14 protein-coding genes are annotated in these 12,383 nt (G+C 65.5%); 7 read left to right on the top strand and 7 right to left on the bottom strand.

Features of this window, described 5'->3' with window-relative positions; genetic code table 11:
* Positions 1–103: 103 nt before the first annotated feature.
* Positions 104–178, bottom strand: coding sequence for a 50S ribosomal protein bL37 (locus KXR83_RS12420; RefSeq protein ID WP_369758845.1), 75 nt, complete (start codon positions 176–178; stop codon positions 104–106).
* Positions 179–293: 115 nt separating this feature from the next.
* Here KXR83_RS12420 and KXR83_RS12415 point away from each other — a divergent pair, with 115 nt between their 5' ends.
* Complete coding sequence (locus tag KXR83_RS12415) at positions 294–512, top strand: biotin/lipoyl-binding carrier protein (RefSeq protein WP_030164534.1); 219 nt, start codon at positions 294–296, stop codon at positions 510–512.
* Positions 513–591: 79 nt separating this feature from the next.
* Entirely contained in the window at positions 592–2,097 is a 1,506-nt protein-coding gene (locus tag KXR83_RS12410; protein ID WP_437425105.1) for a sensor histidine kinase, read from the top strand.
* Positions 2,098–2,215: 118 nt separating this feature from the next.
* On the opposite strand, the gene KXR83_RS12405 is transcribed toward KXR83_RS12410, so the two are convergent.
* On the bottom strand, positions 2,216–2,470 hold the full coding sequence (locus tag KXR83_RS12405) for a WhiB family transcriptional regulator (protein WP_023955875.1): 255 nt from the start codon (positions 2,468–2,470) through the stop codon (positions 2,216–2,218).
* 291 nt (positions 2,471–2,761) lie between these two features.
* Positions 2,762–3,739, bottom strand: coding sequence for a diacylglycerol/lipid kinase family protein (locus tag KXR83_RS12400; RefSeq protein ID WP_437425367.1), 978 nt, complete (start codon positions 3,737–3,739; stop codon positions 2,762–2,764).
* Between the two features lie 86 nt (positions 3,740–3,825).
* Here KXR83_RS12400 and KXR83_RS12395 point away from each other — a divergent pair, with 86 nt between their 5' ends.
* A complete protein-coding gene (locus KXR83_RS12395; RefSeq protein WP_437425104.1) occupies positions 3,826–4,311 on the top strand; it encodes a hypothetical protein in 486 nt (161 codons plus the stop codon).
* 70 nt (positions 4,312–4,381) lie between these two features.
* On the opposite strand, the gene KXR83_RS12390 is transcribed toward KXR83_RS12395, so the two are convergent.
* Positions 4,382–5,062, bottom strand: a complete 681-nt coding sequence (locus KXR83_RS12390; protein WP_437425103.1) for an acid phosphatase — start codon at positions 5,060–5,062, stop codon at positions 4,382–4,384.
* A gap of 151 nt (positions 5,063–5,213) precedes the next feature.
* Here KXR83_RS12390 and KXR83_RS12385 point away from each other — a divergent pair, with 151 nt between their 5' ends.
* Positions 5,214–6,005 (top strand): ParA family protein, encoded by a 792-nt coding sequence (locus KXR83_RS12385; RefSeq protein WP_437425102.1) that lies wholly within the window; start codon positions 5,214–5,216, stop codon positions 6,003–6,005.
* Between the two features lie 12 nt (positions 6,006–6,017).
* Here KXR83_RS12385 and KXR83_RS12380 read toward each other — a convergent pair whose 3' ends face one another.
* Both KXR83_RS12380 and KXR83_RS12375 read right to left on the bottom strand, forming a co-directional pair.
* Positions 6,018–7,247 carry an Rv3212 family protein gene (locus tag KXR83_RS12380; RefSeq protein ID WP_437425101.1) on the bottom strand — a complete coding sequence of 410 codons (1,230 nt, stop codon included), beginning with the start codon at positions 7,245–7,247 and terminating at the stop codon, positions 6,018–6,020.
* Positions 7,248–7,253: 6 nt separating this feature from the next.
* Positions 7,254–9,095, bottom strand: coding sequence for a DEAD/DEAH box helicase (locus KXR83_RS12375; RefSeq protein WP_437425366.1), 1,842 nt, complete (start codon positions 9,093–9,095; stop codon positions 7,254–7,256).
* 220 nt (positions 9,096–9,315) lie between these two features.
* On the opposite strand from KXR83_RS12375, the gene KXR83_RS12370 reads away from it, so the two are divergent.
* Complete coding sequence (locus KXR83_RS12370) at positions 9,316–10,011, top strand: ferritin-like fold-containing protein (RefSeq protein WP_437425100.1); 696 nt, start codon at positions 9,316–9,318, stop codon at positions 10,009–10,011.
* 123 nt (positions 10,012–10,134) lie between these two features.
* Positions 10,135–10,368, top strand: coding sequence for a DUF3107 domain-containing protein (locus KXR83_RS12365; RefSeq protein ID WP_030164509.1), 234 nt, complete (start codon positions 10,135–10,137; stop codon positions 10,366–10,368).
* A gap of 20 nt (positions 10,369–10,388) precedes the next feature.
* Here KXR83_RS12365 and KXR83_RS12360 read toward each other — a convergent pair whose 3' ends face one another.
* Entirely contained in the window at positions 10,389–11,060 is a 672-nt protein-coding gene (locus tag KXR83_RS12360; protein ID WP_030164506.1) for a TetR/AcrR family transcriptional regulator, read from the bottom strand.
* A gap of 84 nt (positions 11,061–11,144) precedes the next feature.
* Between KXR83_RS12360 and KXR83_RS12355 the strand changes: the two genes are divergently transcribed.
* Positions 11,145–12,329, top strand: a complete 1,185-nt coding sequence (locus KXR83_RS12355) for a DUF3152 domain-containing protein (RefSeq protein ID WP_437425099.1) — start codon at positions 11,145–11,147, stop codon at positions 12,327–12,329.
* The last annotated feature ends 54 nt before the right edge of the window (positions 12,330–12,383 follow it).

Here is a 12,383-nt window from a genome sequence, read left to right as displayed (position 1 = left end):
AAACGATCCACTTATCTGAAGACAGTCCGCCGTGCAAGCGGATCGTCCTCGGATAAGTGGATCGATTGTTTTTTCGGGCACTCTTCGATGAAGCGCCCAACGCTCAGGCGTTGGGGCGCTTACCGTGGTTGGCCGCGTTCTTCTTGCGGGCCCGCTTCTTACGTCCACGTTTTCCCATGACAGTCTCCTTTCGACAGCGCTCCATTGTGACACGAAGGGGGTCGCCGCCGAGAATCGCGGACGCTCTTCGTGCGATAGGTTGATACCGCAGAACATCAACTTGGGAGGACGGCATGGCAGAAGAGGTCGTGGCAGAGATTGTGGCGAGCGTTCTCGAAGTGGTCGTCACCCCTGGTCAGGCGGTGGAAGCCGGTGACACCATCGTCCTCTTGGAGTCGATGAAGATGGAGATCCCGGTACTCGCCGAAGAGGCGGGCACGGTGACCGAGGTCAAGGTCAATGTCGGCGACGTGATCCAGGCCGGGCACCTCATCGCGGTCATCGACAACTGACCGCCCAGCTCGCGGTCGTGATGTCGACCAACACTGACGTGCGCGCCGCTCACACTCTGAACAAGCGGGGTCTGTCCTGATGTCGACGCTGTCCGAGCTGCTCGCCGAACACACCGAGCTCTCCGGCGCCGCAGGCGGCCATCTCCAGCGTGTGGTCGCCGAGTGGCAGTTGCTGGCCGACCTGTCGTTCGCCGACCTGCAGATGTGGGTTCATTCGCAGCGGACCCACGACAACTCAGACGACGATACGGCCGGGGACACCACCCACATGGTCTGTGTCGCCCAGTGCCGTCCCAACACAGCGCCCACCGTCTTTCCGGCCGACGTGGTCGGTACATCGATCACCGTCGACGAGAATCCTCAGGTGTTCGGTGCACTGGTCAGTGGCCGTATCTTGCGGGAAGAGGATCCGACGTGGGTGGGATCGGTCGCGATCCGGCGTGAAGCGGTGCCCGTCAGGTTCGAGGGATCGGTTGTCGGAGTGCTCGCCCGAGCCATCAATCTGACGCAGCCGAGGCTGCCGTCACCGCTGGAGCTCTCATACCAGGACTGCGCAAATGACTTGTGCCAGATGGTGTCTGAAGGCACGTTCCCGCAAAATGAGGGCAACCCGAGGGGCTTGTCCACGCCGCGCGCCGGCGACGGTTTCATTCGCGTCGACGAACACTGCGCCGTGCAGTACGCCAGTCCCAACGCACTGTCGGCATATCACCGGATGGGGTGGACGTCCGAGCTCGGCGGCAACAATCTCGCCGATGTGACCGTGTCACTGCTGACCGATCCGTTCGAATCCGAAGAAGCCGCTGCGATGTTGCGCGCCGCCGCCGAAGGGCACGCCGGCATGCGGATCGAGGCGGACGCGCACCGTGCCACGGTGCTGATCCGCGCTGTCCCACTCCGGCCCCGCGGCGAACTGGTCGGCGCCGTGATCCTCGTGCGCGACGTCACCGAGGTCAAGCGCCGGGACCTGGCCTTGATCAGTAAAGACGCGACCATCCGCGAGATCCATCACCGGGTGAAGAACAATCTCCAGAGTGTATCGGCGTTGCTGCGTCTGCAGGCCCGCCGTACCCCCAACGAAGAGGCCCGGCAAGCGCTCGGCGAGGCGGTACGCCGGGTCGCCTCGATCGCGCTGGTTCACGAATTGCTCTCGGGCAGCGTGGATGAGGAGGTCGATCTCGACGTCGCCATCGACCAGCTCGTCCCGGTGATGGCGGATGTAGCGTCCGGCGGCAGTGACGTCGTTGTGCGACGGGTCGGAAAGATCGGCGTGGTGAAGAGTGATCTCGCTATGCCGATGGTGATGGTGCTCACCGAGCTGATCCAGAATGCGGTCGAGCACGGCTTCGCTCCCGAACAGTCGGGTCTGGTCTTGATCGAGACCTCCCGAACCACCCGCGAACTCGTGATCACGGTGCACGACAACGGGATCGGGTTGCCGCCGGACTTCGATCCGCAGAAGTCCGATCGACTGGGGTTGCAGATCGTGCACACGCTGGTGCAGATCGAGCTGTCCGGAACATTGGAACTGCGCAGCGGAACCGATGGTGGTACCGATGCCGTGCTCACCGTTCCGTTGCGCTGAAAAGCGCTGACGCTCTTGAACTTTGAGCCTGAAACAACACAAACCCGGTGGCTGGTGTGCCACCGGGTTGGGTTGTCTGTTGTCGGGTGATCAGTGGGCTGTGATCACCCAGGTCGGGCTATACGGAACTGCGTGTGCGACTGCGTGCGTTGCGCCGCTTGAGCGCACGCCGCTCGTCTTCGCTCATTCCGCCCCAAACGCCTGCGTCCTGTCCGGACTCCAATGCCCAAGTGAGGCAATCAGCTGTAACCGGGCAGCGGTTGCAGACGAGCTTCGCATCAGCAATCTGCGCGATGGCCGGGCCACTGTTTCCCACCGGGAAGAACAGCTCCGGATCCTCGTCGCGACAAATTGCGTTGTGACGCCAGTCCATCCCTCTGCTCCTTCAGGCGCTTCTTCGCGCCGCTCGTAACCGTCAGTTCATGCGTGCGTAGTTATTGTTTCCGCACTGTTGCTTGTGAATACTTTCACGAATCCAGATGAAGTCAATGGTGTTGCGTTAACACGTGTGCAATATCACTGTGTAGGGGGTGCCTTCATTGGTCCACCTCCCGTTGTACTACTGTGCAGACGGTTTTGCCTGTGATTTATCAGGCAAACATGGTGTGACCTCGGACTCTTTACAGATGTCCAACGATCAGCTAACACGCGGACGAGAGGCACATCACTCGGGCGGAGCGACCACTTCCAACGCACCGGGCTTGCAGCCGAACGTCAGGGCGGTCCGCGTCCCGAGGTATTCGCCGTCCATCTGCATGTCTATCGGTGTCGTGCTGCTGACCACCACGGATGGGACGTCGTCGGCCCTGAGCAGGTGGCGTGCGCTCGGCTGCGCCGCGCGCGAGAGCAGTTGGCGGGCGAGCGGCAGATTCCGCAGCGGACTCATCGATCTCGACGCGAACACGCCCAGCTGTCCATCGAAGCTGGTGTCCGGATTGGTCTCGATGGGCCGCGCGCCCAAATAGGTCCAGGGCCGGGAGTTGGAGACGAACAGATAGTGGACGCCGTCTACAGGTTCGGCGCCGGGGAGGGTGACGGTCAGGGTCGGCTGGTGGCCCGCGGCCCCGATGAAGGTGCGCACTGCGGTCCACAGATATCTCGTGGCGGAGGCCCGGTGACCGGCCACGCGCTGTTCGTCGATCGACTTCACCACTTGAGCGTCGAGACCCAGGCCCGCGTTGAACAGAAACCAGCGGTCATCGGTGTGCCCGAGACTGACTCGGCGCCGTGCCCCGCCGGCGAGCAGATCCACGAGCTGGCCGGTGGCCTTGAGCGGATCGGGGTCGATACCCAACGCCCTGGCGAAAACGTTTGCGCTGCCTCCCGGAACCACCGCCACGGCAGGTGAGGGCAGACCGCTCGACTGAGCCGATCCGGGCGGGTCGATGACGCCGTTGACCACCTCGTTCACGCTGCCGTCGCCGCCGTGGACCACAACGACGTCGTAACCCTCGAGCCGAGCCTTCGACGCCAGTTCGCCGGCATGTCCACGGTGCGTGGTGTGTTCGACGGTGATCTCGACAAACGGGGTCCGGTGGTCCCCGGGTCGGCGCAGTGATGCAGTCAGGGTGCCCACCAGCGCATCCCGGCCCGCCTCGGTGGTCGAGGTGGCGAAGGGGTTGACGATCAGCATCGCGCGCACGAGAAGTGAGCCTAGCGGGATGTGGGGATCCACCGCCGACGCGATCCTCCACCGTCCGGCCGATCGCGGACCACTAGGCTGGTCCGGTGCCGGAATCAACTCCTCCGATCAACGTTCGCCGGGCAGGCGCCATCGTGGCGCTCGAGGGCGCCGCCTTCATCGTCTATGCGGTTGTCGCCGTCGTCCGCGGCCTGATGGGCCACGAAGAGGAGGCGATCAGTGGGTACGGCACCGCAGCGTGGTTCGCGATCCTCGGCGGTGGCATCTTCGCCGGTGGGCTCGCGCTGCTGATGGGCCGGCGGTGGGGGAGGGCGATCGCGGTCATCGCCCAGGTCCTGCTGCTGCCGTTCGCCTTTGCGCTGATCACCGACAGTGACCTCCCGGTTCTCGGTACGCCGATCCTGATCGCACTGGTGGCCGCACTGGTGTTCCTCTTCAGTCCGTCCTCGATGACGTGGTTCGCTGCCGCGTACGCGATCGACGGTCCGGACGACAACGCGGAAGGGGCTGTGGCAGACAAGGAATCGGCTCCGAAACGCGCGCAGTCACGCAAGAAGAAGCGTCGCCGGTAGCGGCGCCGCGCTCGGTCCCACCCTTGGTCGATGTTGGGGGTGGCTGTTGGTCAGGACACGCCGGAGGCGGTCACGTGACGGTTCGCACATGGGCCGGACGGCCCGCATCCACGTAGTCGGCGCTGCGATAGCCGGTGATCCCGAGGGACTGGATCTGATGGGTCTCACCGTCGAAGCCGAGAACCGCCAGCGACGCGGGCAGCATTGCAAAATGAGCGCCGAATCGGACCGGCGCACCGATCCACCGCGCGAGCAGCGACCGCGAGAAGTGTCCGTGGCCGATGACCACCACCGATCGATCGCGTAGATACTGCACGAGATCGGCGATCACACCGTCCATACGGTCACTCATCTGCTGGGGTGACTCACCATCGGGTCCGCCGCGATTCCAGACCGTCCAACCCGGGTCGGTCTCGCGGATCTCCGGTGTGGTGAGTCCTTCGTATCGGCCGTAGTCCCACTCCGCGAACTCCTCGCCCGTACGGGTGATGGTCAATCCGGCCAGATCTGCGGTGTGGCGGGCGCGCAGCCTCGGCGACGACAGCACCAGCGGATCGGTCAGGAGCAGCTCATCGAGCGGCGCCCGCAGGCTCTCGGCCTGCTGTTCACCGAGCTCTGTCAGCGCGATATCGCTCGACCCGGTGTGCTTTCCCACCTTCGACCACTCCGTCTCACCGTGGCGGATGAGGATGAGGCGATGGATTGCCGAAACTGCAGCGTTCTCTGCGGACAAATTGCTCGGTGGGCGCATAGGGTCAAGGGAACACAGGCTGCGACGGCACCGCAAGCCATCTTCTGTTCCTGACCGGCGAACAGAACATGTAATTGTAGGCGCTGTCGGAGACAGAGCAGGGCGAAGCTCGATCAGCTCTTCCAAATGCGTGGCCGGAGGGAGTCAAGCAATGAGCAAGGTACTTGCCGTGGCGAATCAAAAGGGTGGCGTCGCCAAGACGACAACCGTGATCTCGCTGGGGGCGGCGTTGGCGAGCATGGACGTGTCGGTCTTGGTCGTGGACCTCGATCCTCAAGGCAGCCTTACGTTTTCGTTGGGCCACGACCCTGACAAGTTGCCCATCTCGGTACATGACGTGTTGCTCGGTGAAGCGGAGATCGCCGACGTACTGCTCGACACCGAAGACAAGATGACATTGTTGCCGGCCACCATCGACCTCGCCGGCGCCGAGGCCCTGTTGCTGATGCGGCCGGGGCGCGAGTACGCGCTCAAACGTGTGCTGGCCAAGGTGGCCGACGACTATGACGTGATCATCATCGACTGCCCGCCGTCCCTCGGCGTGCTCACCTTGAACGGACTCACCGCGGCGGACGAGGTGATCGTGCCCCTACAGTGCGAGACGCTGGCGCATCGGGGTGTCGGTCAGCTGCTGCGCACGGTCACCGAGATCCAGCAGATCACGAACCCTGATCTTGCGCTGCTCGGCGCGTTGCCGACTCTGTACGACGCCCGCACCACCCACAGTCGCGATGTGCTCGCCGACGTCTCCGACCGGTACGACCTCCCTGTGCTGGCTCCTGCGATCCCGCGCACGGTGCGCTTTGCCGAGGCGTCCGCGACCGGGGTCAGTGTGCTCGGGGGTCGCAAGAACAAGGGGTCGGAGGCGTACCGCGAACTCGCGGAGAACCTGTGGAAGCACTGGCAGGTGGGAGCCGACCTGGTGACGATCGATGCGGAGTGATCTCCGCTCGGCCTAGGCCGCGGAAGGTTTCAGTACCGAGATCGTCGATCCCCATTGCTGGACGACGTTGTCGCCGATCAGTCCGAGTGTGATGATGCCGCCGCCGTAGCCGCTGCGCTGCACCGGGATCGACCGTATCGGCCTGCCGTCGACGATGTTGTGTTCGCTGATGCCCGACGCACTGGGCAGCAGCAGAGAACCTGCCATCACCACGCCGGGTCCCAGAGTTGCCGGCACCTGGAATCGGGCTTGCAACGTGCTCGCGTCCAGGACCACCGTGGCCTCGCCGGTCCAGAAGGTGATGAGTCCGCCGCTACTGATCGGTTTGCTCTCGACACCCACCGCACGCCCCAGCAAAGTGGTGCGGCCCCGCAGGGTGCCGTCGAGTGCGTAGGTCTCGAGCATGGGGCTCGGCGACGAGACGTAGACGGCCACGCCGTTCGCGCCGACCGCAATCACGCGGGGTGGTGAACCGAGATCAGCGGTGATCAACGTCGACCCTTGCTCGTCCAGCTTCTCGTCTTTGTCCAGCGTCGCACCGAGAACCGTCAATCGGTACCCGGGTTCGATCCCGCACCGCTCGACGACTGCCACTCGGCCGGAACCGATTGCGCTGGAGAGCATCTCGCAGCCGGACCGGGGTTGCGCGCCGGGGTTCACGGGTGCGTCCACGCGACCGTATTCGATGGTGCGCACCAGATCGCTGCGCCACGTCTCCAACCGGGTGTCGCCCCGTGCCAGGAAGTAGTCCTTCTCGACGCTGAAGTCGAGAGTGCTGTCGGCGTCGCTGCTACGGGACGCCGCGCGCTGCCCGGTCGCGGAGTAGAGAGCTGTCACCTCGCTGCAGCCGCGGGCATTGCGATACACCGCGATGACGTAGTCGCGTCCCGACCCGGGCCAGCCGGCGATCCCGCACAGCGGCAGGTCGCGGCGATAAGACCAGAGTTCCCGACCCGTCGACGGGTCGTGTCCGATGACGGTCCCGCCGTCGCCGGTGACCACCACCGGGCCGATCACCACGGGCACCGTGGTCGCGTTGCTGGCAGCGCGCCAGGCCTCGGTGAGACCTGACGGCACCGACGATGCCGAAGGTGGCACAGGTACCGAGTTCTGAGCGGGGTCCGAGCTGGTCCCGCGCACGGCGCTGGTGGACCAGATGGCCACGCCTGCAACGACGATCACCACAACGATGACCGCGGCCACCGCGAGATCGACCCGTGTCCGCCGCTCAGGCTTTGGCACCGTCAGTTACTCCGAGGTGCTGCTCACGGTCTCGCCGTTACCTTCGGCGCCGCCCGAGGTCTGCCCGCCACGGCGACGTCGACGACGCCGCGGACGGTCGCCGCCCTCGGTGCCCGGCGCGGACGTCTCCGACGGTGCGGTCGGGGCGGCCGGCCCGGTGCTCGCGGACTCGGTGGTGGTGGTTGCCTCGCCGGACCCACCGGCGCCGTCGCCCGGTGTGCCGCCGCGGGTGCGACGACGCTGACGAGAGGGGCGCTGTCCTCCCTCTCGCTGGCCGGACTCGCGGCCTGCGGATTCGCGGCCGCCGGTGTCCCGGCTTCCGGATTCGCGGCGACCCGCGCCCGAGGAACGTCCACCCGAGCGGGGTTCACGTTCTTTGCGGTCTTCGCGCGCCGGGCCGCCTGATCCGATCCGGCCGTTGGCCGTCTCCGGGATGTTGAGGTCGGAGCGCAGATGCGGTGAGCTGGAATAGGTTTCGGCGGGCTCGTCCTTGGCCAGGTCGAGCGCCTTGCTGATCATCTCCCAGCGGTGCAGTTCGTCCCAGTCGACCAGCGTCACGGCGATTCCGGTCCGCCCGGCGCGCCCGGTGCGGCCGATGCGGTGCACGTAGGTCTTCTCGTCGTCGGGGCACTGATAGTTGATGACGTGGGTGACGTCGTCGATGTCAATTCCTCGGGCGGCGACATCGGTGGCCACGAGTACGTTGATGCGCCCTTCGCGGAAGGCCGTCAGGGCCTTTTCGCGCGCAACCTGTCCGAGGTCTCCGTGAACGGCACCGACGGCGAACCCGCGCTCTGCGAGGTCATCGGCGACCTTCTGGGCTGTGCGCTTGGTTCGGGTGAAAACCATTGTGGCGCCGCGCCCCTCGGCCTGCAGGATGCGGGCGACGAGCTCGGCCTTGTCGAGGGCGTGGGCGCGGTACACGTACTGGGTGGTGCGCTCGTGGATCGCCGAATCGTTGGCGTGCTCGGCGCGGATGTGCGTCGGCTTGGTCAGGAATGTGCGGGCCAGGGTCACGATCGGTCCGGGCATCGTTGCCGAGAAGAGCATGGTCTGACGGGCGTCCGGCAGCGAGCTCATGATTCGTTCGATGTCGGGGAGGAATCCCAGGTCGAGCATCTCGTCGGCCTCGTCGAGAACCAGAACCTGCACCTTGCCCAGGATCAGGTGGCCCTGGCGGGCGAGGTCGAGCAGACGCCCGGGAGTGCCCACCACGACGTCGATGCCGATCTTCAGCTCGCTGATCTGGTGCTCGAACGGCCGGCCGCCGAAGATCGAGAGCAGGCGGATGGGCCGGTTCTGCCCATCCGCGGTGTCGACGTGCAGGCCCTTGGCAGCGACTTCGAGGTCGTCGGTCACCTGGATGCACAGCTCGCGCGTGGGCACGATGATCAGCGCGCGGGGAGTGCCGTCGAGCTTGCGGATGCCGGGCTCGCCGGCGTCCGCGGTGGCCTGCGACACCCGCTGCAACAGCGGGACGCCGAAGCCGAGGGTCTTGCCCATGCCGGTCCGTGCCTGACCGATGAGGTCGTCGCCCGCCATGGCCAGGGGAAGCGTGAGCTCCTGGATCGCGAAGGTGTTCGTGATGCCGTCGGCGGCGAGGGCGTCGACGATCTCCTGCCGGACGCCGAGCTCGGCGAAGGTGGGGGAGACGTGGTCCTCGGCGACGATGACGTGCTCTTCGGCCTCGACGACGTCGTCCAGGGAGACTGCAGTCTCGGTGTTTGTATCTGAGGTGTGATTGTCGGTGTTCAGTTGATTGCCTTCCGCAAAGTGCTGTCCCGCGCGCACTGCAAGAATCAACCAACAGGTCAGCTCTGGATCCTCGATCTGGCCGAGGACTCGCATGACCGGTATCGGGCGAATCGGGCCGATCTTGTTCAATCGGGCTGCCGTCGGTGCGCGCACAATGTCCGTGTGAGCCAGCTAAGGCGCTTGGCTTACTCCTCGCAGTGTACGTGTCCTCGGCATATTGCCAACATCGAGTCAGCGAGCCGCCGGATGTCCGTGCAGCTTGCCCGCATGCTGAGTCGCCGCGGACGGTGAGCTGCTGACTACACTGGGGACCATGTCGTCTGGTTCACAAACCGAACCGCCGGTGTCGGATGTCGCCACCTCGGTTCCCTTCGATCACCCTGGAATCACCGAACTCTTCGGGGTTCTGGCGTGCGGTGAACTGGCCGCGTTCTACCGCCTGACCTCCGAGGCCGTGATGGCCCCGGGAATCCGGGGACGCGTGGCGATGGCCAGCATGGCCGCCGCGGAGATGGCCCACTTCGAGATCCTGCAAGACGAACTGCGGGCGCGTGGGGTGGACGTGTACAACGCGATCGAGAAGTACGAGGCCGTTCTCGAGCGGTACCACGCCTCGACCGTTCCGAGCAGTTGGCAGGAGTCGCTGGTCAAGGCCTACGTCGGCGATGGTCTGGCCGCGGATTTCTATCTCGAGATCGCCGGCACCCTGCCGTCGGAGGCCGAGGCGGTGGTCCGCAAGGTGATGTCGGAGACCGGGCACTCGGACTTCGCCGCCACCGCCGTCCGTGACGCGGTCGCCGCAGACCCCGACCTGAAGTCGCCCCTCACCCTCTGGGGACGCCGGCTTCTCGGGGAGGCGATCACCCAGACGCAGTACGTGCTGGCGGGCCAGGAGGAATTGACTGAGCTGCTGTTCTCGGTCCAGTCCGATCTGAACCGGATCGTGACGTTCTTCGATTCCATCCAGGAGCGGCACGCTCGCCGGATGTCCGACATGGGCCTGGGCTGAGCCGCCGCCTCTGGGCTGGCGTCGTCGGCACTCGTGAGTGCGGCTAGCCTTGGAACGAGAGTCGGGACCTGTTCACCGAGCTCGACCTGTGAGATCCAATCGTGAAGACCTGTGGAGGATTCTGTGGCCGTTGATGTGAAGATCGGGATCACCGACAGTGCACGCGAGATCGTGGTGCACACCGATCAGAGCAGTGATGACGCCCATGCCGCGGTGGAGTCCGCGCTGGCCGGCGGCGATCAGCTGCTGCGTCTGCAGGACGACAAGGGCGCACGTTTTCTGATCCCGGTCACCAAGATCGCCTATGTCGAGGTCGGCATCTCCGATGCACGCAAGGTCGGTTTCGGCGCCATCTAGCGCTCGTCCGACGGGCCGGGCTAGTTCTCGAGAATGCCGGAGGATTGCTGAAGCGGCACTCGGGACAGCCCGCCCCAGAGCATCGTCACCGTGATGTCCACGGCCTCTTCCTTGGTCACCGGACGCTTGGCGTCCAGCCAGTGCCGGGCGTTGACCTGGCTGGTCCCCACCAGGCCGGCCGCCAGCATCCTCGACCGGTGCGGATCGAGTCCCGAGTCGTGCATCACCAGTCCGTAGACGGCGTCGACGCACGCTTCGGTTGCGCCTTCGACACGCCTGATCGCGGCCGGATCGAGGGCGTCCGAGCGGAAGATGAGCCGGTATCCCTGGCTGTCCTCGTCGATGAAATCGAAGAACGCCTGCACGGCGGCACGCACCCGATGACGGTTGTCGGTGGAACTGAGCAGCGCCCCGGTGACACGGTTGACCATCGACTCGGCGTGCGAATCGAGGACGGCGAGATACAGGTCGAGCTTGCTCGGAAAGTGTTGGTAGAGAACAGGTTTGCTGACCCCGGCGTGTACGGCGATCTCGTCCATCCCCGCCGAGTGGTAGCCGCGTTCGACGAAGATCTCGCTGGCGGCGTCCAGCAGTTGTAGACGCCGCGCGCTGCGCGGCATCCGGACGCTTCGACGTCCGCCACCGGCGGTGGTCGAGTTCGTTCCGGTGCCTGCGGCAGCCGATTCAGTCATGGTCTGAGGGTATATCCGCCCGCGATGTGCGCCACCGGTGGTTGCCTACAGATGAATCGTGGATGCCTGTGAGAAGGTTTAACGGTGACTGGTGCGGGCGGCTCGGGACCGACGGAAACGCGGCGTACGCCGCGCGACACCGCCGATCCCGAACGGACCCGTCGGACCGCCGGCTCCGACCGGAAGCGGCGAAGCGCCGACCCCGATCAGACCAGCAGGACCGTCGATCGGGCGCGCCGCGCCGCCAGGCGTGCGGCGGAGGCCGACGCCCACCTCGCGAACCAGGAAACCGACGTACACCGTCCCGTCTCCGGTCGGCCCGCCCCTGACCAGCCGTTACGTGCCCGCTGGGATCCCATCGATGAACCGGGCAGGCCGCGTGCGGACCGCGCGAAGGACCGTAAGAAGCAGTCGGCGGTCGGTCGATTCGTCACCACCTACGGGTGGCGGGCGTACGCCATCCCCGTCCTCGTCGTGCTGACGATCGTGATGATCGTGCTCACCGTCCAGTCCCACCAGGACGGCGGTTCCGACCGGGTTGTCGACTCCGATCCCGATGCCGTCCGCAACACCAACGTGCGGGATCAGACCACCGCCATCGGTGCACCCCCGAAGTCCGTGCCCCTGGAGCAACTGCCTGCCGGTGTCCTGCCAGCCGGCGGCCCGTTCACGGAGAAGGGCGCGGCCGGGTATCACGTGGTGCCCGGGACCACGACTCGCGTGGGCACCGGGGGACAGGAGTACACCTACACCGTCGAGGTCGAGAACGGCCTGGCGTCGGGCGACTTCGGCGGCGACCCCACGTTCGCCAAGCTGATCGACACGACACTGGCCAACCCGAAGAGCTGGATCGGCGACGGCACCGTGTCGTTCCGTCGGATCGACAACGGCGATCCCGATTTCCGGGTGACGCTCACGTCTCCCGACACCACCCGGCAGCTGTGCGGATACGAGATCAAGCTCGAGACCTCGTGCTACTACCCACCCGAATCCCGGGTCACGCTCAACGAGGCCCGATGGGTGCGCGGCGCGACGTCGTACCAGGGAGACGACCTCGGCTACCGGCAATATCTGATCAATCACGAGATCGGGCATGCGATCGGGTTCGAGGCGCATGAGCCCTGCAAGATGAACGGCTCCCTGGCGCCGATCATGATGCAGCAGACCTTCGGCACCGCGAACAGCGAGATCATGGCCCTCGATCCGGACATGAAGGCCAACCGCGACTACGTCTGCAATCCCAACCCCTGGCCTTTCCCCGAACGCTGAGCTCGGCCACCGCACAAGCCGAGGCTGCCGGAATCTTCCCGGGCAAATGCTCGT

This window comes from Williamsia muralis, from assembly GCF_051487485.1.
In the GTDB taxonomy this organism is placed as follows: Bacteria; Actinomycetota; Actinomycetes; order Mycobacteriales; family Mycobacteriaceae; genus Williamsia; species Williamsia muralis_B.
The sequence above is the reverse complement of the archived record's forward strand: the minus strand, read 5'-3'. Positions and strand labels throughout refer to the sequence as shown.

What these genes read in the sequence shown, in the direction of transcription:
- KXR83_RS12375 (WP_437425366.1), bottom strand. Translation starts at nt 9,095, where the DNA reads ATGCGAGTCCTCGGCCAGATCGAGGATCCAGAGCTGACCTGTTGGTTG.
- KXR83_RS12390 (WP_437425103.1), bottom strand. Translation starts at nt 5,062, where the DNA reads ATGCGCCCACCGAGCAATTTGTCCGCAGAGAACGCTGCAGTTTCGGCA.
- KXR83_RS12405 (WP_023955875.1), bottom strand. Translation starts at nt 2,470, where the DNA reads ATGGACTGGCGTCACAACGCAATTTGTCGCGACGAGGATCCGGAGCTG.
- KXR83_RS12410 (WP_437425105.1), top strand. Translation starts at nt 592, where the DNA reads ATGTCGACGCTGTCCGAGCTGCTCGCCGAACACACCGAGCTCTCCGGC.
- KXR83_RS12370 (WP_437425100.1), top strand. Translation starts at nt 9,316, where the DNA reads ATGTCGTCTGGTTCACAAACCGAACCGCCGGTGTCGGATGTCGCCACC.
- KXR83_RS12385 (WP_437425102.1), top strand. Translation starts at nt 5,214, where the DNA reads ATGAGCAAGGTACTTGCCGTGGCGAATCAAAAGGGTGGCGTCGCCAAG.
- KXR83_RS12360 (WP_030164506.1), bottom strand. Translation starts at nt 11,060, where the DNA reads ATGACTGAATCGGCTGCCGCAGGCACCGGAACGAACTCGACCACCGCC.
- KXR83_RS12415 (WP_030164534.1), top strand. Translation starts at nt 294, where the DNA reads ATGGCAGAAGAGGTCGTGGCAGAGATTGTGGCGAGCGTTCTCGAAGTG.